Annotated in this window: 19 protein-coding genes; 17 read left to right on the top strand and 2 right to left on the bottom strand. The window is 49.6% G+C overall.

All coding sequences use genetic code 11. The annotated features are described in order from the left end of the window. Window positions 1–324: 324 nt before the first annotated feature. From QP794_RS18195 to QP794_RS18170, 6 genes are all read left to right on the top strand, one after another. Window positions 325–1,254, top strand: coding sequence for an ABC transporter permease (locus tag QP794_RS18195; RefSeq protein WP_052016746.1), 930 nt, complete (start codon window positions 325–327; stop codon window positions 1,252–1,254). Window positions 1,255–1,301: 47 nt separating this feature from the next. Next, window positions 1,302–2,189, top strand: coding sequence for a carbohydrate ABC transporter permease (locus tag QP794_RS18190; RefSeq protein ID WP_285078366.1), 888 nt, complete (start codon window positions 1,302–1,304; stop codon window positions 2,187–2,189). Window positions 2,190–2,207: 18 nt separating this feature from the next. After that, window positions 2,208–3,713, top strand: coding sequence for an extracellular solute-binding protein (locus tag QP794_RS18185; RefSeq protein ID WP_285078365.1), 1,506 nt, complete (start codon window positions 2,208–2,210; stop codon window positions 3,711–3,713). 231 nt (window positions 3,714–3,944) lie between these two features. Further along, window positions 3,945–7,274 carry a glycosyl hydrolase gene (locus tag QP794_RS18180; protein ID WP_285078364.1) on the top strand — a complete coding sequence of 1,110 codons (3,330 nt, stop codon included), beginning with the start codon at window positions 3,945–3,947 and terminating at the stop codon, window positions 7,272–7,274. A 103-nt stretch (window positions 7,275–7,377) separates the two neighbouring features. Further along, the gene (locus QP794_RS18175) at window positions 7,378–8,199 is read left to right on the top strand and encodes a polysaccharide deacetylase family protein (RefSeq protein WP_285078363.1); all 822 of its coding nucleotides are present in this window, start codon (window positions 7,378–7,380) and stop codon (window positions 8,197–8,199) included. Window positions 8,200–8,255: 56 nt separating this feature from the next. Further along, window positions 8,256–10,481, top strand: coding sequence for a glycoside hydrolase family 88/105 protein (locus QP794_RS18170; protein WP_285078362.1), 2,226 nt, complete (start codon window positions 8,256–8,258; stop codon window positions 10,479–10,481). Between the two features lie 124 nt (window positions 10,482–10,605). On the opposite strand, the gene QP794_RS18165 is transcribed toward QP794_RS18170, so the two are convergent. Beyond that, entirely contained in the window at window positions 10,606–11,481 is an 876-nt protein-coding gene (locus QP794_RS18165) for a DUF72 domain-containing protein (RefSeq protein WP_285078361.1), read from the bottom strand. A gap of 317 nt (window positions 11,482–11,798) precedes the next feature. On the opposite strand from QP794_RS18165, the gene QP794_RS18160 reads away from it, so the two are divergent. From QP794_RS18160 to QP794_RS18140, 5 genes are all read left to right on the top strand, one after another. Further along, window positions 11,799–12,542, top strand: coding sequence for a class I SAM-dependent methyltransferase (locus QP794_RS18160; RefSeq protein ID WP_285078360.1), 744 nt, complete (start codon window positions 11,799–11,801; stop codon window positions 12,540–12,542). An 18-nt stretch (window positions 12,543–12,560) separates the two neighbouring features. Beyond that, window positions 12,561–13,550 (top strand): MBL fold metallo-hydrolase, encoded by a 990-nt coding sequence (locus tag QP794_RS18155; protein WP_285078359.1) that lies wholly within the window; start codon window positions 12,561–12,563, stop codon window positions 13,548–13,550. A 194-nt stretch (window positions 13,551–13,744) separates the two neighbouring features. Continuing rightward, entirely contained in the window at window positions 13,745–14,140 is a 396-nt protein-coding gene (locus QP794_RS18150) for a hypothetical protein (RefSeq protein WP_285078358.1), read from the top strand. Beyond that, on the top strand, window positions 14,137–15,180 hold the full coding sequence (locus QP794_RS18145) for an FAD:protein FMN transferase (protein WP_285078357.1): 1,044 nt from the start codon (window positions 14,137–14,139) through the stop codon (window positions 15,178–15,180). The genes QP794_RS18150 and QP794_RS18145 overlap by 4 nt, the downstream gene beginning before the upstream one ends. Before the next feature lie 33 nt (window positions 15,181–15,213). Next, entirely contained in the window at window positions 15,214–15,870 is a 657-nt protein-coding gene (locus QP794_RS18140; RefSeq protein ID WP_285078356.1) for a ferric reductase-like transmembrane domain-containing protein, read from the top strand. A 74-nt stretch (window positions 15,871–15,944) separates the two neighbouring features. Here QP794_RS18140 and QP794_RS18135 read toward each other — a convergent pair whose 3' ends face one another. Next, on the bottom strand, window positions 15,945–16,511 hold the full coding sequence (locus tag QP794_RS18135) for a phosphatidylglycerophosphatase A family protein (protein ID WP_024632520.1): 567 nt from the start codon (window positions 16,509–16,511) through the stop codon (window positions 15,945–15,947). Between the two features lie 213 nt (window positions 16,512–16,724). Between QP794_RS18135 and QP794_RS18130 the strand changes: the two genes are divergently transcribed. From QP794_RS18130 to QP794_RS18105, 6 genes are all read left to right on the top strand, one after another. After that, window positions 16,725–17,780 (top strand): GerMN domain-containing protein, encoded by a 1,056-nt coding sequence (locus QP794_RS18130; RefSeq protein WP_285078355.1) that lies wholly within the window; start codon window positions 16,725–16,727, stop codon window positions 17,778–17,780. A gap of 177 nt (window positions 17,781–17,957) precedes the next feature. Next, complete coding sequence (gene rph, locus QP794_RS18125) at window positions 17,958–18,716, top strand: ribonuclease PH (RefSeq protein ID WP_024632518.1); 759 nt, start codon at window positions 17,958–17,960, stop codon at window positions 18,714–18,716. 1 nt (window position 18,717) lies between these two features. Continuing rightward, the gene (locus QP794_RS18120) at window positions 18,718–19,341 is read left to right on the top strand and encodes an XTP/dITP diphosphatase (protein WP_285078354.1); all 624 of its coding nucleotides are present in this window, start codon (window positions 18,718–18,720) and stop codon (window positions 19,339–19,341) included. Between the two features lie 370 nt (window positions 19,342–19,711). Beyond that, entirely contained in the window at window positions 19,712–20,554 is an 843-nt protein-coding gene (locus QP794_RS18115) for an STM4015 family protein (RefSeq protein ID WP_285078352.1), read from the top strand. Continuing rightward, complete coding sequence (locus QP794_RS18110) at window positions 20,555–21,919, top strand: STM4014 family protein (RefSeq protein ID WP_285078351.1); 1,365 nt, start codon at window positions 20,555–20,557, stop codon at window positions 21,917–21,919. It abuts the gene before it with no gap. Beyond that, a complete protein-coding gene (locus QP794_RS18105) occupies window positions 21,912–22,697 on the top strand; it encodes an STM4013/SEN3800 family hydrolase (RefSeq protein WP_285078350.1) in 786 nt (261 codons plus the stop codon). The genes QP794_RS18110 and QP794_RS18105 overlap by 8 nt, the downstream gene beginning before the upstream one ends. Window positions 22,698–22,750: the final 53 nt, after the last annotated feature.

Raw genomic sequence — 22,750 nt, 5'->3', positions numbered from 1 at the left:
CAACGCTGACCGGAATCCCGCTTCATGGGACTCCGGTTTTTCACGTTTTACCTCGGAAACACCTTGGGAGCAAAGAAGGATAATGCTGCAAAAATGTGCAATCTCCACTGCCAAAATAGGTCCAAGTCGAAGTGCAAATGGCGTTATAGCGGGCTTTCGGGCCACTTTTCGTAACCATGCAAAAAATGAAGGTTGCCGGAAACAGGGCAGCTGTATAGTCTGAATAACAAGTCATTTGATAACGCTTACATAAATAAGGGGGGAGACATTATGAGCGGGAAGACGGACTGGAATGGAAATGGCGCTACAGCAGCTCAAGTGGAAATGGCCGCATTGCCGATGAAGCGGGAGTCCAACTGGAAGAGGCAGATCAAACGAAATAAATGGCTGTACGTGCTTGTGCTTCCCGGATTTTTGTACTTTGTCATATTTAAATACTTGCCCATGTGGGGGATCGTTATTGCCTTCCAGGACTATCAGCCTTTTCTGGGCATCCGCGATAGTCAATGGGTGGGCATGGAGAACTTTACGAATTTCTTCTCCAATCCGGACTTCTTCCGATTGCTGAGGAATACACTCGTCCTTGCCTTATATGATCTTATATTCTTTTTTCCGGCACCGATTATTATCGCCTTATTGTTAAATGAAATCCGGGTCGCTTTCTTCAAAAGAACGATTCAGACGCTCGTTTATGTACCTCACTTTGTATCCATGGTTATTATCGCGAGTATCACTTATGTATTCCTGACTCCGCAAGGTGGGGTTTTGTACGACCTGATCTCCTGGATCACAGGTAAACCGATCGATGTATTGGCGAGTCCGGGGTCATTTCGTCCACTCATTATTGTTCAGATGATGTGGAAAGAGATGGGCTGGGGAACGATTATCTTCCTGGCGGCACTGGCAGGTGTGGATACAGAGCAATATGAGGCTTCTATTGTGGATGGTGCAGGACGATTGCGGCGCATGTGGCATATCACGCTTCCGGCCATTCGCACAACCATTGTGATCTTGCTCATTCTCAGACTGGGGAACTTCTTGGATACCGGCTTCGAACAGATCTATCTGATGACCAACTCGCTGAATCGTGATGTGGCTGACGTATTTGATACGTATGTGTACACCGTCGGGATTACGCAAGGTGCATTCAGTTACAGTACGGCTGTTGGGTTATTCAAGTCTGTGGTCGGGATCATTCTGGTGCTCGGCAGTAACAAACTGGCCAAGAAATTCGGTCATCCCGGAATCTATTAAGGTGTGTTGCCATCCATTGACATCCATTCATAAGGAGGAAATCGCCCATGAACAGCCGTTTATACAACAGCCCTGCCGGCAGAGTATTCGATATTTTCAATTACGTCATGCTGGGGATTCTGGGCATATTAACCGTCCTTCCTTTCCTGTATATCATAGGAAATTCATTCGCGACTGAAGCCGAGATAACCGAACGCAGTTTTTTTCTTATCCCGAAGGTATTTTCATTCAGCGCATATGAGTATATTTTCTCCTCGTGCACCATCTTCCGCAGTATAGGGGTTTCCATATTTGTAACGGTTGCAGGCACATTGGTCAATCTCTTCTTCACGCTGACGATGGCTTACCCGCTGTCCCGAAGTGATTTTTGGGGGCGTAATGCTATGATGAACATGGTGATTTTCTCCATGCTGTTCGGTGGCGGGATGATTCCAACCTATCTCGTCATTCGTGGACTTGGACTTTTGGATTCCTATTGGGCCCTCATGCTTCCTGGCGCGATCAGCGCTTTTAACTTAATTGTTGTCAAAAACTTTTTTCAGCAAATGCCGCCCGGGCTGGAGGAAGCGGCCCGCATTGACGGCTGTTCGGATCTTGGGGTGTTGTGGCGCATTGTTCTGCCATTATCCAAACCGGTGATTGCCACATTTGCGTTATTTTACGCCGTAGGGCACTGGAATAACTTTTTCTCGGCCCTCCTGTACATTTCCGACAGTGACAAATGGCCATTACAAGTCATGCTGAGACAGATTGTTCTGCTCTCGCAGGCCAGTGTCGGCGATATGGCGAATATGGACCCCAACTTTGTACAGCCACCGGAGCAGTCCATTAAGATGGCGGTGATTGTGGTCGGTACCATTCCGATTTTGCTGGTGTATCCGTTTTTGCAGAAACATTTTGCCAAAGGTGTCATGTTAGGTTCAATCAAAGGCTAAAGCCAAGGGGGAGAACGTATGGGACAAAAGACGGGATTCAAAAAAGGTGCATTACTACTCTCTGCATTATTAGTACTGAGTACGGTTCTGGGGGCTTGCTCCACAGAGAAAGCAGGTTCAGGAACCGCTGCGGGAGGCACGGATCAGATTACGATCATGCTTCCGAACTTTGAAGCGGAGAATCCGCCGGATAACAGCCCTGTGATTCAGAAGCTTGAGGAATTGACCAAGATGGATGTGAATCTGCAATGGGTACCGAGCAGCTCCTATGAAGACAAATTTAATATCACGCTGGCTTCGGGCAAACTGCCCGATGTTATGGTTGTACTTGGCAAATCTCCGAGTTTCATTAATGCGGCTCGTACCGGAGCGTTCTGGGAGCTTGGGCCTTATCTGAAAGACTACCCGAACCTGAGCCAGATGAATGAAATTATCACCAACAATGCTTCCATCGATGGCAAAACCTATGGCATCTACCGCGCACGTGCCCTTGGACGTAACGGTGTCACGATTCGCAAGGATTGGCTGGAGAAGCTTGGTCTGGAAGAGCCAAAGACCATTGACGAGTTTTACAACGTATTGAAAGCATTCACGAAGGATGATCCGGACGGCAACGGTAAGGATGACACTTACGGTCTGGTGGCGAGCAAATTCACAGGTCCATGGGATAATATGCAGATCTGGTTCGGTGCACCCAACAAATGGGGCGAAGATGGAAACGGAGGTTTGATACCGGCGCATGAGACACCGGAGTATATGGGAGCGCTGAAATTTTTCCGTCAAATCTATAGCGAGGGTCTGGTTAACAAGGACTTTGCCGTGATGGATGCAACCAAGTTGTCCGATCCTTTTGTGAACGGGCAAGCAGGCGTGATGGTGGATGTGGCAGATAACGCACAGCGCATGGATCAGAAAATTTTGGAGAAGGATCCGGCAGCAACGGGACACGTGGATGTGCTTCAAGCAATGGAAGGTCCAAAGGGCCTTCGTGACATGCCAACATCCGGTTATTCCGGCATGATTGCCATTTCCAAAAGCAGTGTCAAAACGGAAGAAGACCTGAAAAAGGTGCTGAGTTTCCTGGATCAGTTGAATGAACCTGAGCTGCAGGCGCTGTTGGGGAACGGTCTCGAAGGCAAGCAGTATGAGAAAAAAGAGGATTACATCATTCCGACGACCGATAAACTGGCGTTGCGAGACGTACAGGGTCTTAACCAGATCCTGATGTTTATTCCAGAGGACAAAACGCTGCGTGTGCAGCAGACACCTGTTCGCCAAAAGGTTGCACAGGTGCAGAAAGCCAATGAGGAGATCGTCATAGCCAATCCTGGCGAACCGCTGATCTCTGACGTGTATGCCCAGAAAGGACCACAGCTGGATAACATCATTAATGATGCGCGTATCAAATTCATCGTAGGGCAAATTGATGAAAAAGGCTTCCAGGATGCCGTAGCGCTGTGGAAAAGCAGTGGTGGTGATGACTATGTCAAAGAAGTGAATGAGCTGTACGCTGCACTGAAGTAGATTGATGTTCCAGAGCCCGGCAGCCTTGCTCCCAGTGTAGGGCGGCAGCCGGGCATTTCCGTATATGCATTGCTCAGGCTATCTGAAAACCAGCTTCATCTCTTTTTGTGAAATATGGCTTCCAGTCTTTGGATTTTGATGTATAATCAATGCAAAACAAACTGATTTGAACTTAAATGAACGATGTTGGTAGACGGATAGCCACTCTTGAACATACAGGGAGGAAGCGACATGTGGAACGAGGATGCATTTGAAAATCCTGAAGCGCAATACCGGGTTCATCCCTTTTGGTTTTGGAATGGGGATATGCAAGAAGGGCAAATCAAACGACAAATCGCCGAAATGTCTGCACAGGGCGTAGGCGGTTTTTTCATCTGTCCACGTCAGGGGCTGGAGATTCCCTATCTGTCTGAAGCGTGGTTTGACAAGGTACGAATTGCGGTGGAAGCGGCGGCTGCCTGCGGCATGCAGGTCTGGTTATATGACGAGTACCCTTATCCAAGCGGAATGGCCGGCGGTGAAGTGACACTTGATTTTCCCGAGGCGAAGCAGCGCCAGCTTGTACATCATCAATTCCATGTTCCTGGCGGAGAAGCTGTGGAGCATGAATTGCCATGGGGAAGAATTCTAGTCGCAAAGGCAATACCCAAGGATGCGCACGGCAAACGAGTGTGGCATGAATCCATTGATTTGCGCAGCAATATCGGCAATATTCAGACGGATCAAGTATATCAGGAGACAGGACTCACGTCGTATAATCGCAAGCGGTTTTTTACATATCGAACGGCTTTTCGACTGTTGTGGGAAGCTCCCGCTGGGGAATGGGACGTGATTATATTTCAGGAAGAAGAATTGGATGATTTCAAATATTACGGCAACTTTGTTGACCCGTGCCACAAGGAAGCGATGAGCCGTTTTATTGAACTGACCCATGACCGGTATAAGGAGGCAGTTGGAGAACGATTTGAAAGCGTAATCAAAGGCATGTTCTCCGATGAAATCGCGCCGCTTGGGCGTATCCCGTGGTCTCCACAGCTTCCCCGGTATTTCAGTGTACGCTGCGGTTACAGCTTGATTGAGTCCCTGCCCGCTCTGCTACATGGCGATTTTCCAGATGCAGAACGAATCCGGTATGACTATTACCAGTCGCTGCATCTGCTGCTCAGGGAGTCGTACCACAAACAGGTACATGACTGGTGCGAAGGGGCGGGGATTGAATATGCGGCAGAAGTGCCCGGGGTTCGGATGACCACGCAGCTGTTCAGCCACATGCCAGGTGGAGATTCGGCACATGAGAAAATCGGACGCCCCTTATCCTGGATTCTGGAACGGTATGGCAAAAAAATGCGCGACAATCCGAAGATGGTCAGCTCGCTTGCCCGACAGCTGGGACGTAACCGTAATCTGATGGAGTGTTTTCACAGCGTAGGCTGGTCGATGACGTTGCAGGATGCCAAATGGATGATTGATCGGATGGCAGCCATGGGCACCAACTTTTTTAACTTCCATGCCTTTTTCTATACGATTGGCGGACTTGCCAAACACGATGCACCACCATCCCAGTTCATACAGAACCCGTATTGGCGTCACTTCCGACAGTTGGGAGATTACACGGGACGTTTAAGCTATCTGATGAGCACCGGAACAGCGGATATCCGAATTGCTGTGCTTGATCCAACGACCACGTTCTGGAGCCTGATGGGTAATCCGTTACACGGATTTGAATATGGTGGAGAGGACGAAGCAGAACGGACCAAGTTGGATCGTCTCACGAACGACTGGATGCGCATCAGTTCTCACCTGCTCGAAAACAGACGTGACTATGACCATCTGGACCCTGAGCTGTTGGCCGAAGCCGTGCTGGCCGATGGCACAATTCAGATTGGCTATGCACGTTACGAGGTACTGATTCTTCCACCGATGCTGAACCTGGAGGCAGCAGCCTGGCAGCAGGTGAAACAATTCGTCGAACAGGGAGGAACGGTCATTTCCGTAGGCATGCCACCACATGTAGCCATCCAGCCGGGGAGCCCTGTGGGAGATGAGGCCGCTCAGTTCTTTGGTGCAGGCAACCAGCCGCACGAGGCATATTGGGGCAATACGGAAGAAACAGATCACGACAGCGGAGAATCCATGTGGCGACGGGGGCAGGGAAATGCCTATTTTCTACCTGCGGGAACAGGTCGCGGGGATGACTTCTCCTTGGAATTGATCTCCCTGCTGCTGGATCAGGTACTGCCCGAACCGATCTGTTGGATTATGGAAGAAGAAAGTGCGTCGCTGCTTATGCAGACCCGTCAATTATCGGACGGAGAGTTTATGATCTTTTTGTCCAACCAGGAGGGCCAACACCTTGAAGGGCAGTTGAAAATAGTAGCCAAGCGGTTATGGTCGAGTGTGGATCTATCGGCAGGTACACGTCTGCTGGCGGAACGGCTCGATCTGGAGACGGGGCAGTGTGATCCATTACCATATACCAGCAGTGGTGGGGAGTGGTGCATTTCGCTAAAGCTTGCTCCCTATGAAGCCCATGCGGTGAAGCTCACTTTACAACATGCCCAAGAGGCATCTGAGGGCGATCCTTTTGCTCTGAACCAAACAGGATTGAAGGCTGGCCCAGACCGTGTAGTTACCGAGAAAGAGCCCGACATCATTAAACTTCCTTCGGAGGGACCATGGCGACTGGAAACGGTGCAATGCAACACACTTCGAATGGGACAGTTCAACCTAACGGCTTCCAATGACAACGGTGTAATTTTTGAACGTAATCCTGTTGCAGTCAAACCTTTTATTGACCAGGCGGCAGAATTATCGGAGCAACATCATCTGCCGCTCCAGTTTAACCAGGTATTTGGCACACCAAAAAAAGCATCCGTTGCCTATCCGATCCAGTGCAAATATACGACTTCATTTGAGCTGAGGACGGCATTGACCGAATGTCTGTTATTCATGGACAGGGTGGCTATAGCGGGTGAATGGACCCTAGAAATTAACGGACAACAGATTGGACCGGATCAATTTGAGTCGACTGAAATTACCGATCACCATAATATTGGCTGCAATATAACAGAGTTATTACACAGTGGTTTGAATGAAATGACCGTTACCGTACAGGTTACGAGGGATGAAGAAGGTATCGTTGATCCGCTGTATTTGCAAGGGAGATTTGGTGTGGAATTCCATCATGAGGGGATGATCTCTCTTGTTCCTGAACCGGATACAGCGATTCGGATTCAGCCAGAACCCCAACCGCTTTATCCCTACTTTGCAGGAGAGATGAGTTATAAACGTAACTTCTGGCTGGATGAGCCTGCTGAAGAGATGGCGTCTTTTGACCTGGAATTCATCGACTGGCGGGTACAGGATGTGGTAGAGGTACGGGTGAATGGTTATAGTCTGGGCGTTCGATGCTGGTCTCCATATCGCTGGACGGGAGAAGCCTCTTGGCTTCAATCAGGGGATAACGATATTGAAGTAAGTGTTACCAATACATTAATTGGACTGCTGGAAGGTACGTATTTTGACTCAGCCAGTCATAGCTTGCGTGAAGTGGGTCAGTGATCCACTGAAAAATAAACATTACGAGAGAAACGGGTATGTCGAGATTACGTTCTACCGTTTACTAATCTGGAGATCCTGGCTACTCAAGAGGAGGAGGAACAAGATGGGACATCGCATTCAATTCGACCGGTATCCGGGTGGCGTGATGAAAGCCTTGACGTTCAGTTATGACGACGGGGTGATACATGATCGCAGACTGGTGGAACTTTTCAATCGACATGGGCTGAGAGGCACATTCAATCTGAACTCCGGTACGCTGGGCAAGCCGGGTCGGATCGAGACGGCAGAAGTAGCGGAATTGTATGCCGGGCATGAAGTGGCTGTACATACGGTCACCCATCCTACATTGCCTTACGTTCCGGATGAGCTGCTGACCGAAGAGATTATGGAGGATCGGAGAGCGCTGGAACAGCTTGTCGGTTATCCGGTACGAGGTATGGCCTACCCGAATGGGGGCTATGACCGTTCACTTAGCACCAAGCTGGAGTGGCTTGGTATCGATTATGCACGTACGGTTGAATCCCATGGCAGGTACACACTGCCTGAGCGACCGCTCGAATGGCATCCAACCTGCCACCATAACCATGATTTGGCGGCTCATGCTGAACGTTATATCCAGCATACGAAGACAGGTACGCCACTCTTGTTATATGTATGGGGTCACAGCTATGAATTCAATGATAACGACAACTGGGAAATTATTGAACAGTTTGCTGAGCACATTGGCGGCCGGGAGGACATCTGGTACGCAACGAATATCGAAGTGATGGCTTACTGGAAAGCAGTCAAACGTCTGGAATGTTCAGCAGATCGGTCCATCATTCACAACCCATCGGCCATCCCCGTCTGGTTTACGGTGGATCAGCAGGTGGTTGAAGTGAAAGCTGGAGAGACATTGCGACTAACCGAACGAATCAAGGTATAGGAAGGGAGCTGACGATCATTCGTTATTTTCATGAGAACGAGGCGATTGCAGGCAAGGTGTATGATTCAATTCCGGATATTTTGACCACGGTGGCCCAGCGTTATATTGGGGATCATCCGAAACACTCCTTTTTATTCCGGGCGTACCATCGGGGAGGCTTTCGCAGGCTTGGGGATTACCGTTATGATCTGAATCTGGATGCCAAGTGGAAAGAGGCTCGTGCAGGACAGTATGTGTACGTGTGGGGCAAGCTGTGGAGTCAGCAGGAGGCTACATTAAATACGGGACTGAACTGTTATAGTCCGGTGACGGTCTACGTGAACGGAGAAGAAATCTTCAAATCCGAGCTGTTGCAGGAGTTATTTCCCGAGCGAAGAACCCAGATTCCCATGTCCGTGAAGTATGGCTGGAACGAAGTGTTACTTTGTTTTGTAAAAACAGAGGTGGGATTTGGTGGTATTTACGGCACGGCTTCATTTAAAAATTTCCCGCTTCACTTCCTCACGCCAGGCGTCGACCGCCAAGGTCAGGAGGGCTGGCTGTACTCCGAACCAGTCGATGAACTTCTACCTGCACTCCCTCGTGATGACATGACTGAAGCAGAAACGGGTCTCTCCTGGTACCCACGCAGGGACTGGACAGAGGAGGAATTGGGAGCGGGTTGTTTTAACAGAATTCTGACAGTTGCCACAGATCCGATAGATATATCAGATTCAGCAAATTCTTCCCACATAGAACAGCCGCTGGTGGCTTATGCTTGGTCCAAGCTGGATGTAATCCAGCCTGGATTGTCACCAGTAATTTTACAAGGAACGCATGACGGTGCACTAACTTTATATGTAGACGGTAGGGAAGTCTACACCGCTGGGGCTACCGGAACGTTCCATGTTGAGCTGACTCGTCGCTATGGTGCTTGTGATCTTGTAGCCAAAGGTCAAACGAAGGCTGGGAACGGCTCCTGGGGATTTACATTGAATACTGGGGAAACCTCAGATTCAAAAGGCTGGAGATTGAGACCACCTCATCCGGTTGCAGGATGTTCCGATGCGTGGCTATACACAGGTTTATTTTCGCTCGGCTCTGAACCATCTCCCGAAGACATCGTGGTAACAGATACCGTATTTGATGATGGAGCCCAAGGCGTGTACTGGCATGTAGATCTTCCCGAAACCAGTGTTCGTCCCTATTTGGAAAATACCCATTACGGGAAATGGAATTATCCACTTGGTGTTACCCTGCTTGGCCTTCTGCAGATTGGACAGGAGTTGGGGCGTGACGACTATGTTCAGTATGTGCGGGACCATATCGGCCTGAGTACGTCGTTTGACCGTTACGGTCTATGGGATCGGGAAGGGTACGGCGCCGCGGGAATCAATAATCAGTTGTCTGCCATCGACAGTCTGGATGATTGCGGTTCATTTGGCTCTACGCTGCTCGCAGCAATGGAACTAGGCGACATTCGTGGAGGCCGGGATACCGCAGATCGTATTGCAGACTACATCACGGATGAACAGGAACGTTTGGACGACGGAGCCTTTTACCGTGTTCGTGGCAGCGGCGAGATGCGCCAGGAAACGATGTGGTGCGATGATCTGTATATGAGCACGCCATTCCTGATGCGTTACGGTCAGTTGACGGGAGATACTTCTTATTGGGATGATGCGATCAACCAGTTTCTCATGTTCCGCAAATATCTCTATATTCCTGAACAGAAGATCATGTCCCATGTGTATGATTTTGTGCGTGGGCGGGCGACAGGCATTCCATGGGGGCGCGGAAATGGATGGGTTCTCTTTTCGCTAACTGAACTGCTATCGATTCTGCCAAGTGATCACGTCAAACGCCCGGAACTGCTGAGCTTCTACCGGGATTTATGTCAGGGCTATCTGGCCCTGCAAGGTGAAAATGGACTCTGGCATCAGGTGCTGAGTCGCACGGATTCGTATGAGGAAACCTCCTGCACATCGATGTTCATCTACTCCTATGCCCGCGGTATTCGTGAAGGCTGGCTGGAGCAGCCAGAGGCCTATCTGGAAGCGGTACGTAAAGGCTGGGAAGGCATGACCCGTCTGTCCATTGATTACAAAGGAAATGTGTACGGCGTATGCCGGGGTTCCGGTTATTCCTTTACCGCACTCTATTACCGGGATGATCTGGGGTGGATTCTGAACGATACACACGGTATCGGCATAGTGCTTTTGGCAGGAATTGAAGCGTATAAAATGAACCAGCAGCTGAGCGGGGTTTCGCTCGACTCTTCAGTTACAGCCGTAAAGCGCTAGTGCAGCAACGATGAATTCATCACATATAGCTTAACGACCAATAAAGCGGCATAGCCCTAAGGCTTGCCGCTTTTTCTTTATGGATGGAAATATTCCGTTCACATACTGAATTGCACTGAGGGGGTTAAAACAACTCCAATTGCTCCGGTCCCTCTTCCTCCTTCGGCTCCGTACGGTCAGGAAAGGGCTTCACAGGCTGCTCCAGCAGCTCCATCATCATCTGTGCATTCGCAGCGGCGTCGCCGCCTGAGTTGTTGTTGAAAATCACATAAACATCCTTGCTCTGCTCCTGCAATTGCTCCAGATAACCCTTCCACTCCAGCAGCTCTTCCTGGTTGTAGCGATACAGATAACGGGTCTCGCGCCAATTAGGTGCACCATTCTGGTGCCAGCCTGATACATTGCGTCCGTGCATGCGCACCAGCGTCATCTCGGCATCGGTAGCCTCGGGAACGATGGGAATAGATCCCTGACCTGCCTGAGGTTCATCACAGACACTGTGAATCCAGCCTTGCTCCTTCATAAAAGCCAGCGTCCGCTCGCGCATGCCTTCTTCATACCAGCTGCGATGACGAAATTCGAGAGCACACGGGATGCCTTCCATTCTCAGCTTTACTTCACGCAGCTCATTGACATTGTCCCGATTGCACTCAAACCACGGCGGGTATTGGAACAAGGCTGCTTGCATCTTGCCTGCTTCCATAACAGGCTCCAGCGATTCGCGAAAAGCCTTATACATCTCCGAGGTGCTGGTGAAATAGGGTTTTCCCCGCAGATGTCCTGTCATCCCTTGATAGGCTTTGACGATAAAAGCAAAGGATTCCGGCGTCTCCGCTGCCCAGCGTGCCATCCGGTCCCGAGGCTGAACGGCGTAAAAGGAACTGTCTACCTCTACGGTCGTAAAATATTGCCCATACAGACGGAGCTTGTCTTTCGCTTTGGTACGATTGGGGTATAAATCTTCCTGATCTCCCCAGCCCGTAAGTCCAATCCGAATCATAAATAACACCTCCTGTTGCTGCTGCATATCTTAAGTTAGCGTTATGTTTCAGTCGTCACCTGTCGTTCATGATGTGAAAATGCCATACTGGTTTGATATCATTCCTCTATGTATAGTTAACCGATTCGCGAGGGCCTGACTATGTTTAACATTATATCGTGTGGTTCCCGGCCGTTCAACGCGGACGATTCATGGGTATTTTTGAGTTTGAAGGATAAAGACGGTACAATGGCTAAAAGCTATAGAGAAATGATCCGGCTGGTATAACAGCGTATTACGGATAGTTGGGCCAGTGACCATGTGGAGGGTGATACGTAATGTCGGAATGGTATGAAAAGAGTTTTGGAGAAGACTACCTTCTTGTGTATAAGCATCGGGATGTGCAAGGTGCATACCAGGAAGTACATAAAATGATAAGCTGGTTAAAGCTTCAGCCAAAATCCAAGGTACTGGATCTGTGCTGCGGTATGGGCCGACATTCTTTGGCCCTTGCTGACGCTGGTTTCCAGGTGACCGGTATCGATCTTTCTGATGTGCTTTTACGTGAAGCACGTGAAATGGATACCGAACATCGTGTAGAGTGGTATCACGCCGATATGCGCGAGCTTCCACTGAAAGGCGGATATGACGCCGTGGTCAATCTGTTTACCTCATTTGGTTATTTCCGAGAGGATGGAGAGCAACTTCGAGTATTACGCGCCATTCATCGGATGCTGAAGCCGGGAGGCAGCTATATTATTGATTTTATGAACACGGCTTACGTGACTCGCCATCTGGTGCAGCATTCAACACGTGAAAGCGAAGGACAGTATATTGAAGAGTTTCGCAAGATCCAGGATGGATTTGTGCAAAAAGAAATACACATCACCGATATCGCATCCGGGCAGGAACCGCGAATCTATCAGGAACGCGTCAAATTGTACACCCGCGAACAACTACGTGATCTGCTTCACGAGGCAGGACTCGTGGTGGATCAGGTACATGGCGGTTATGATGAAGAAAAGTACGATGAGCAGACATCGCCGCGGATGATTTTTGTCGGTCATCGGCCTGTGCAGTAGAGTTGGAGGAGAATATTAATGAAGCAAACGGAATCCATATCCATGCCAGCAGGCATGCATCGGATCAAGATTACGATGGCTTTTCCACTGCGCTGGGTGAACAGCTATGTACTTCATGAACCGGACGGAACAATAACGATTGTTGACCCGGGACCACGCAGTGCTGAGACGGAACAGGAGTGGCACGAAGCGCTTGCCGATTTCAATTTAACTTTTCAGGATATTAAGCAAGTTGTACTGACCCACCATCATCCCGATCATCTGGGGTTATCTGGCTGGATACAGCAGCAAACGGGTGCGCCTGTCCGAATGTCCACACGATCCCGCCAGGAGGCAGATTATATGTGGGGTCCTGAGGCGACCATTAACACAGTGCTACCGGAATACTATGGTTGCCATGGGATGCCGGTAGACAAGACGCTGCAGATCCGCGAACATATGGAGGGATTCAACTCACAGATTACGCCACTTCCGGTTGTGACACCGATTGAAGATGGAGAATGGCTGGTTATGGGCGGGAAAAAGTGGATTGCGGTGGAAACAGGAGGTCACGCGCCTGGACATCTATCCTTCTATGCGCCCGACTCCGGGGAAATCCTGTGTGGAGATGCGGTATTGCCGCAGATTTCCCCGAATATCAGCCTGCAGCCGGGAAGTGACGATCAGCCTTTGTTGTCTTACATGGAAGGGTTGCATCGACTGGGGGCTTTGGATGTAAAGGTGGCATATCCTGGTCACCGGAATCCGTTTGGCCATTTTGCCGATCGAACCGTCCATTTGCTTACTCATCATGAGGAACGCCTTCAGAAGATGGGTGAGCGAATCCGGGAAGCACCGACGAGTGCATATGATATGTGTGTATTTATGTTCGGCGACCGCTTGGGAGCACATCAGCTTCGCTTTGCGATGAGTGAGACGTTGGCGCATCTGCAGGAATTGATCCGGCGTGAGGTTATTGTACAGGAGCAGCGGACGGACGGAGAATTCTTTTTTAGGGAGCATGGTTAGGGAGTATGCTTGGGGTTATAAGACTTTGAGGCAGGGGATCTTCCTGGTCAGAGTCTTTTTTTGCGTGTAACGACTTAAATAATGACTTGAATAAAATAAAGCTTTAGTCTCTCTTAACGGTTCATTCATCTTCTTTTAAGCCTGCAACTCTATGATAAATGCATAAACTTCGCCACAGAAAGCAGGGAAGAGCGATGACTAGAAAAAAACGAAACCAATGGAGAAAATGGCAAGCCTCGGCGGCAGCAACGCTGACGGTGGCTGCACTCTTTCAATATGTAAGAACTTCTGATGCCTTTGATATCGCTTATGCGGCGGCTAATGGTAACGATATAAGCAGTACAGCCTCTACCCGGGTGGATACCCAGGATGATGTCATGGACGAATGGACAGATAACACGGATAGCATTTCCAATGCACCGTCCAATGAGGGCTATAGCCTGGATGAGGGGACAGCCGATGGAACCAACGCCATCGTTCCGAATCAAGGCAGATCGTCGGATGGCTGGATGTCAGATCAGAGCAGCAATCAGGATACAGACTCCGATTATAGCGGTGGCAACTATCAGTCACGCACAGGTGCATCATGAGCCGCACGGAGCAAGCCTCCCGTCTGCTTAGGTTCCGCTTCCGAGCGATGAACACGGACGTGGAAGTCCAGTTGGCAGCAGGACGGGAAGAGGCTGAGCATGCGGCAGCGCTGGTGAAAAATTGGTTCGAAACGCAGGAACAGCGTTTCAGCCGATTTGTGGCAGATAGTGAATTGAATCGTCTGAATCGTTGCACAGGCTGGATGCCCATCTCCGCAGCAATGGATGAAGTGTTAAGTTTGGCATACGGATATATTGGTCAGACGGAAGGGATTTTTCAGCCAGGTATCTCTCAGGCTCTGCGGGCTTCTGGTTACGATGTCAGCTTCGAGCAGCTGCAGCAAAGAGAGCTTCATCCATCAGGAATCGAACGCAGATTGGACATCCGACAATCGGATATATCAGATATGCTGAGAGACGAATATGACTATAGCCGCCCAAGCTGGATTCAAAGGGAAGGCAGTCGAATGGTTCATAAGGACCCTGGAACCGAGCTGGACCTTGGGGGCATTGTTAAGGGCTGGGCCGTTGAGCGTATCGCGGATTGGCTGCAACGTACACTTCATATTCCGGCGGGGTTGATTAACGCAGGTGGAGATATTCAGGCATGGGGGACAATGGATCATCCGATGTGGTCCGTACATGTCACTGATCCTTATCAAGAGGAGCGTAATCTGATAGGGAACATTCAGTTGCGGAAAGGTGCAGTTGCCACTTCTGGTATTGTGCGACGACAGTGGCAGAATACGGACGGTAGCCTTTCGCATCATTTGATTGATCCCCGGACGATGGAGCCGGCAGATACAGATGTACTGCAGTGTACCGTTCTGGGCCAACATGCATCACAATGTGAAATTATCGCCAAGACCGTTTGCATTTTGGGAAGTGCCAAGGCAGTAGGCTGGTTAAACCGACATTATGACCGGCATGACGTCCTGTGGATGACTCGGGAAGGGAGCACTTATTTTAGAGGAAATACCGATACGCTTGCTGAACGCTGGCCCGGTTTTGATCCGGATCACCGCTTCAGCCTTATATAAACGCCAAGTCTATCAGATATGGGGGAGCCGGTTATGGCACAATGGATTGTAGAATACCTGCCAACGTGGAATATCATTCGAATTAGTGGGATAGCTGCTTATTTGCTGCTCTTTGCGGGTGTGTTTCTGGGGATTGCCCAAGGGATGCCCATGGCTAAAGGCAAACCCAAAGCGGCCATGTATACTTGGCATACCCGAACGACCTGGCTCGCCTTCGGACTTGGAATTGTGCATGCGTTAACCCTATATATTGATCACTATAGTCCGTTCACCTGGAGTGAATTGCTCATTCCGTTTACGGCTTCCGTGCATCCAATCGGAAGCGGACTGGGAACGTTAGCCTTTTATGGTCTGGTGATCGTACTGTTATCCAGTGACCTGCGTAACAAGCTTGGCCGCAAATGGTGGTTTATGTTCCATATGCTGTCTTATCCCGTATTTATCGGTTTACTGTTCCATGGCATGGTTACTGGTACGGATTCCGGCAACGTCATTATGCGCCTGATGTATGTATTTACTGGGTTGAGCATACTTGGTATTACTGTACTTCGTGGTTTGTTGCGAGAACGCAAAGGCCCGAAAATTACGATTGGACCCAGTCGTGTACAGGCTAAGCCAGCTTCAGCCGAACCGAATTGGAGAGAAGTATATCGATTGGCGGGAGCGGGAAGACAGGAGCATATGAAATAACGTATACCGAAATAAGTGAATATACAAAAGAAGCGGCCTGGTGGCCGCCTTTTTGTCATGATCAGAATCGTAAACTATACGATATCATCGCTGACCGGTTTTTGTCCCAAAGCTTCTTCAAGCTCCGATTGTTTGCGATGTGCAATCCGGCTGCTGGCCGCCGAGGCAATAGCCCCCACGATATCATCCAGAAACGTATGCACAGGCCCAAGGCTCTTGTCGTTCAGACGTTCAAGCACGCCGGGTTTTAACTTGTCTACATAACCGTAATTCGTAAATCCGATACTGCCGTATACGTTGACGATGGAGAACGCGAGAATCTCATCCACACCATATAACCCCTCATCATTCTCAATCATCTCCTGCAAAGGCGAAATGAGTTTGCCTTGCTCTGCCAGCAGGTCCAGCTGAATGCCTGTCAGGACTGCGTTCTGGACCTCACGTTTACGTAACACTTTCTCCACATTGTCGATACATTCTTCCATCGTCAGATCTGGATAATACTTTTTCTGCAGCATCATGACCAGTTCCGCGATCTCAGAGATTTTGACGCCCCGCTTGTGCAGCCATTCCCTCGTGGCCTCTTCCACTTTGCGGCTATTCAGGCTGTAAGGGATTTTTTCTTGCTCAGGATGTTCCATGGGCGATTCCTCCTCTGAAGTTAGCAATGTCCTTATGCTTGTATCCTAATACGTTATTAACCGTTTTGGGTTTCTTTGCTACCTTCGATGGGGATGGAACGCCTGTTTTTGACTTTATGCATGATGCGCTTGTTTAAAAAGTAGTTATTTTTTGGGCAAAGGCTCGTATACATGGTAGTACAAACTGTAAAAATGATGAGGGGGAACGTGATCATGAGTAAGATCCGTTATTTGCGTACAGCTTCTGCAGCTGCGCTGTTGAGTATTCCTGTGGTGTTATCCGGATGTGGCATGTTTGGGGCACAGTCCTCCGAGGCAATCGATCCACCGCCGCCGATTCAGGAAGCGGCTATGATTCAGGCGGCCGAAGGCAACGGATCACTCGCCAAGCTGCCGCTTACAACCGTGTATTTGCAGGATCAGCAAGGTTTGCTTGCTCCGGTATCCATGACGCTTCCGTCGGGCACGGACGTTAGCAGTCCCAAAACAGCTCTGGATACACTCGTGACGGGCGGTCCTTATGCAGGGATGTTGCCTGAAGGATTTCAGGGCGTTCTCCCGCAGGCCACTGTTGTTCAGAACGTAACGATTCATGCGGATGACAAGCTGGCAGTCGTGGAGTTCTCGGGCGACTTCGCCAAGTATGATGCCAAGGACGAGCGCAAAATGCTGGAGGCTGTCACCTGGACACTCACGGGTACACCAGATGTGCAGAACGTACAGATCTGGGTAGACGGCAAAAAGCTGACGCAAATGCCAGTAAACAGCACACCGCTGCCGGAACCGTTGAACCGGGCGGTGGGCATCAATCTCGATTTGGGTGATACATTCACGACCAACAGCAGTCCGGTGACGGTTTATTTCTCAGCCGCTACGCCAGCAGGCATCCAATATTATGTTCCGGTTACACGTCTTGTGACACCAGGTGGAGACCGGGTGCAGGCGGCGTTGAATGAACTGATCAAGGGGCCAGCCAAAGGCGGGGAGCTGGAAGAGGTTATGACAGGCGGAACCCAGCTGCAATCGGTCAAAACGTCCCAGGATGGAACCGTAACGGTTGCACTCAAAGACGACATGTTCACCGAGGGAGATGTCGTGCCAAGTGAACTGCTGCAATCCGTCGTGTTGACCACGGCTGAGAACACAGCAGGCAAGGAAGCTAAAATCCAGATTGAATGGAATGGCCAAAAGACAGTCATGAGTGATGATAATCGGGATTATAGTGCCCCCGTATCGAAGCCTGAATATATCAACGAGATTCCAATTTAAGCCACAAAGAGCCGTCTAGCGTAAGGTTGACAGAACTCTTTGATGGATAGAATGCTTTTAACAGAACTCTTTGGGGGACAGGATGCTTTTAACTGAACTCTTTGGTAATATAGAAGGGATTAGTAAAAGTGTGAACAAGCTCGACATTACAGGATGCTTAAGTCGTAGGAGGCAGAAATGATGAGATCTAACGGACGAACAAGCGACCAGCTGCGCCCGATGAATTTAACAATTAACACAAATAAATACGCCGAAGGTTCTGTACTGATTGAAGTGGGAGATACCAAGGTTATTTGCACAGCTACTGTGGAGGAACGTGTTCCTCCCTTTATGAAAGGGCAGGGTAAAGGCTGGGTAACGGCTGAATACTCCATGCTGCCACGTGCAACACATACCCGGAATCAGCGTGAAGCGAACCGCGGCAAATTGACTGGGCGCACCATGGAAATTCAGCGCCTGATTGGCCGGGCACTGCGCTCAGTCGTTAATTTGCAGGCGCTGGGTGAGCGTACGATTACACTGGACTGTGATGTTATACAAGCAGACGGGGGTACACGCACAACGTCCATTACCGGTTCGTTTGTAGCTCTGGCTCTCGCTGTGAACAAAATTTCCCAACAACATAAACTGCAAGTGTTCCCGATTACAGATTTCATTGCAGCGGTAAGTGTGGGTGTAGTTGGAGAACAACCTGTACTGGATCTGAACTATGATGAAGATTCCAAAGCTAAAGTGGATATGAATCTGGTGATGACAGGCGGCGGGAAATATGTGGAGCTTCAGGGAACAGGCGAAGAAGCACCATTTGACCGTCGTGAGCTGAACGCGATGCTGGAGCTGGGTGAACAGGGTATTCTGGAAATGATTGAGCGTCAAAAAGAAGTTCTTGGTCCCATTGCACTCAAGATCGGTGCTCGTGGACTAGGAGAAGCCTAAGATGAGTCTGGATAGCTCAATTATCATTGTTGCAACCCGCAATGCGGGGAAAGTACGTGAATTTGCCCATGCATTCGCTCCGCTGGGCAAAGAGGTCAAAAGTATGTTTGACTATCCGGAGCTGCCGGATGTTGTTGAGGATGGCGTAACCTTTGCGGAGAATGCTTGGAAGAAAGCCAAAGCGGTGGGTGATGCCCTTGGGCTGCCTGTCCTGGCTGACGATTCGGGATTGTGCGTGGATCTGCTGGACGGTGACCCAGGAGTGTATTCTGCGAGATATGCAGGCGAGGGTGCAACCGATGCCAAGAACAATGCCAAGCTGCTTGAAGCGCTGGAATCGCTCAAATCCGGTGAAGATACCGAGCAACCGCTGCTGAGTCCGGCCCGTTTCGTCTGTGCACTGGTGTTATATGATCCGGCAACCGGAGACAAGTATGAATCAGAAGGCACGGTGGAAGGCTGGATCACAGCTGAAGCAGCCGGTGGTGGCGGATTTGGATATGACCCACTCTTCTATGTGCCTGAATACGAGATGACGATGGCTGAGCTTACGTTGGAGCAAAAGCAGGCGATCAGTCACCGGGGTCATGCGCTGAGAGCGCTCGTATCCACACTGGAAGGCTGAGCTTCAACCGAACCGGCTCATACGAATATGAATGTATAAGGTGAATTCATAGCCTTGCTTCAATATCAAAGCGTTAGTGGAAGGTAAGAATCATTCCTGTGGAATGGTTTACCGACCATTAACGTTTTTTTATTTTTAAATGAGTGAGTTGAACTTAAAAAAGCCAGTACGTTAGACCCCAAATAAACCCCAATTTTCTCAGGATAGATATCGGAACGTATGTTCCTATACCTATAAAGGAAATATGAAGATTTCACGTTTGAGCAGAGCATTAGGACCGGGGTTGGAAGAAGTTGCAAGTCTTGTACCGTATGGGTTAACATTCAAGGTAATTGAATCATCAATGAACTCAAACGGAGGGGATTTGCTTATGCAAGAAGTGAAACTTACGGTGTCTTATGATGATTATGAGAACGGTATTCGTATGGAAACGTTGATCAGGGAGCTGTCTGCCAAACCGGAGGCTGGTTCGTTGGAGAGCCTGATTATTGGAGACTGGGGACAGGCTTATGAAAATTCGCCGGATGAATTCTTGGGAACACTCACCGAATTGGCTCCAAGCTTTCCGTCCTTGAAGAAACTGTTCATCGGAGATATGGGCTTTGAAGAATGCGAGGTATCATGGATTATTCAGACGGATCTCACACCACTACTGGTTGCTTTTCCTGAATTGAAGTCGTTTTCAGTAAAGGGCAGCAGCGGACTAAGTCTGGAGCCAATGGAGCATGCCAAACTTGAAGAATTGATCATTATTTGCGGTGGTCTGCCCCAAGGCATATTAGCTTCAATTGCCCGCGCTAAGTTGCCTGAATTGCGCAAGCTTGAACTATATTTGGGTATGGAGGATTACGGGTTCGATGGTTCGCTTCAGGATGTACTTCCATTCTTGGAACAAGGCTTGTTTCCAAAGCTTGTCTACCTGGGTCTGAAAGATAGTGAGATTCAGGATGAGATTGCAAAAGCTGCAGCAGAGGCGCCGATTTTGGATCAACTGGAAGTCCTTGATCTGTCGGAGGGCACGTTGTCTGATGAAGGGGCCGAAGCGCTGCTTGCCAGTGACAAGATCAAAAAACTTAAGCATCTTAATCTTAGTTACCACTACATGACGGACGAAATGCTCATTCGCTGGAAACGTTCTGGCATATCTGTAGATGTCAGCGAGCAACAACAGAGTGATGAAGATGACTGGCGTTACCCGTCGTTAACGGAATAAATGATGTCAGGCATGACGGAGATAGAACAACATTTGCAACGCCCATTGAAGGATTCGAATAAAACTCTGGAGCAGCCGTTATTGTTAATTGGAAACCCGAACAATCGTCGTACACTTGGATTACAGGAGGCAAGACAGCGCCTTGGCTTACAACCTGCACTTGTGCTGCCTTATGCTTGTTTGCTAAAGACTTGGAGACAGGGCGGTACTATAGCGGATGCCTTACAGCAATGTCTGAGAGGGCGAGGGACTACGCACACGAACGTAGCGCCGTGGCTATCTTCATCAGTTTCGATGTCATATGCAAATCATGATTCAGTTCACGGATCGATTAACATACCTCTTATTCGAATGGATGCTCCTGGTGAGGAATGGGAGGTAGAGCGTGAGCTGCTCTTTCTTGGAGCTGGGAGTGATACAGCTCAGTTAAAGGATGGTACTTCTGCAAGCATGATTTCGGCAGAACAGACACTCGTTCTTGAACAGGATTGGGGGCGAATCCACGCCCCTGGTCAATGGTTTCGTGGCTGGAAGGCATGTTTGGAACGAATCGGCCGTGAAGCGCGTGAATATTGGCCCAATGCCCGGTTCATGAATGATCCCGATGACATTGCGATCATGTTTGATAAAAGGAGATGCCAGCAGCATCTAAACTCACACGGGGTTCAGATCCCTCCAATGCTCCCCTCTTCGGAGCCGATCAGAAACGCTGCCGAGCTGCGTATCGCAATGAAGACAGCCGGTATGAATCGCGTTTTCGTGAAGCTAGCGTGTGGTTCCGGGGCTTCAGGCGTTGTTGCCTATCAAATTAATCCGCGAACGGGTGCTGAAATTGCCATAACTACGGTGGGAATGGAGCGGGATCAAGGAAAGATCATTTTTTATAATGAAGGCCGCATGCGCAGGTATACACGTATTCCGGAAATTTCAGCGCTCATGGATTGGCTGTGTGCTGAGGGTGCCCAGATTGAACGCTGGATGGCCAAAGCGTCCCTGGGTTCAAGCGTGTTTGATATCCGCCAGCTTGTGGCAGGCGGACAAGCAGGTCATGCTGTCGTACGGCTTAGTCAGACACCAATCACCAATCTGCATTTGCGCAATGAGCGGTTGCTGCCCGCAGAAGCGGGGCTGGATGAACAGCAGATGGAACGGGTTCAGACGGCAGCGAAAGCGGCGATGGCTGCCTTTCCCAACTCATGGTCTGCTGGTATTGATGTGATGCTCAGTAGTGGCACTGAGCCCCGCGCTTATGTTCTGGATGTAAATCCGTTCGGAGATTTGTTGTACAGAGTACAGCATAACGGACTTGGAACGTATGAATGGGAAATGGAACTTTTGCGAAAGGGGCCTTACAACCATGCCTGATATGAACACCATCGTAGGCTCCCATGATCTGTTAATGATTACGCTGGACACGTTGAGGTATGACGTGGCAAAGCTGGAGGAACAGAATTGCCCCAACCTGTGCGGCTCGGGTTCCTGGGAGCAGCGTCATACACCGGGAAGTTTTACTTATGCGGCACATCATGCCTTTTTTGGCGGCTTCATGCCTACACCTGCCAATACGGACAAAGCCTCCCATGTGCGACTTTTTCATTCCCGGAATACCGGATTAAAGACTCATCCGCATACCTGGCTGTTCGACACACCGGATATCGTATCCGGGTTCGCTGCTGAAGGGTACCGTACGATCTGTATTGGCGGGGTCATTTTCTTCACCAAGAAAAATCCGCTCGCCAAAGTGCTGCCGGGTTATTTCCAGCAGAGCTACTGGCGGATGAACTTTGGGGTAACCAATCCCAAATCGACCGAGCATCAGGTTCAGCATGCCCTGAAGCTGCTGGAGCAGAGCGCACCGGATGAGAAGCTGTTTCTGTTCCTGAATGTGTCTGCCATCCATGGACCCAATCGCTATTTTGTGGAGGGTGCCAGAGAGGACTCGGTAGAAACACAGCGTGCTGCGCTTCGGTATGTAGACCAGGCCCTCGGGCCATTGTTTGATGCAATGAGGCAGCGTTCACGGCCTACGTTTTGTCTTGCTTTTTCCGATCATGGCACGGCGTATGGTGAGGATGGTTATCAGGGGCACAGGCTGGCGCATGATGTCGTCTGGAATGTGCCTTACCGTGAATTTATTTTATAGAACTGCTGAAACTGCTGGAGACAGCTTGTACTACGAACGATAACAAACCGGAG

It is taken from the genome of Paenibacillus sp. UMB7766-LJ446 (genome assembly GCF_030226665.1).
GTDB lineage: Bacteria > Bacillota > Bacilli > Paenibacillales > Paenibacillaceae > Paenibacillus > Paenibacillus vandeheii.
This window is presented reverse-complemented; position numbering and strand designations above follow the sequence as displayed.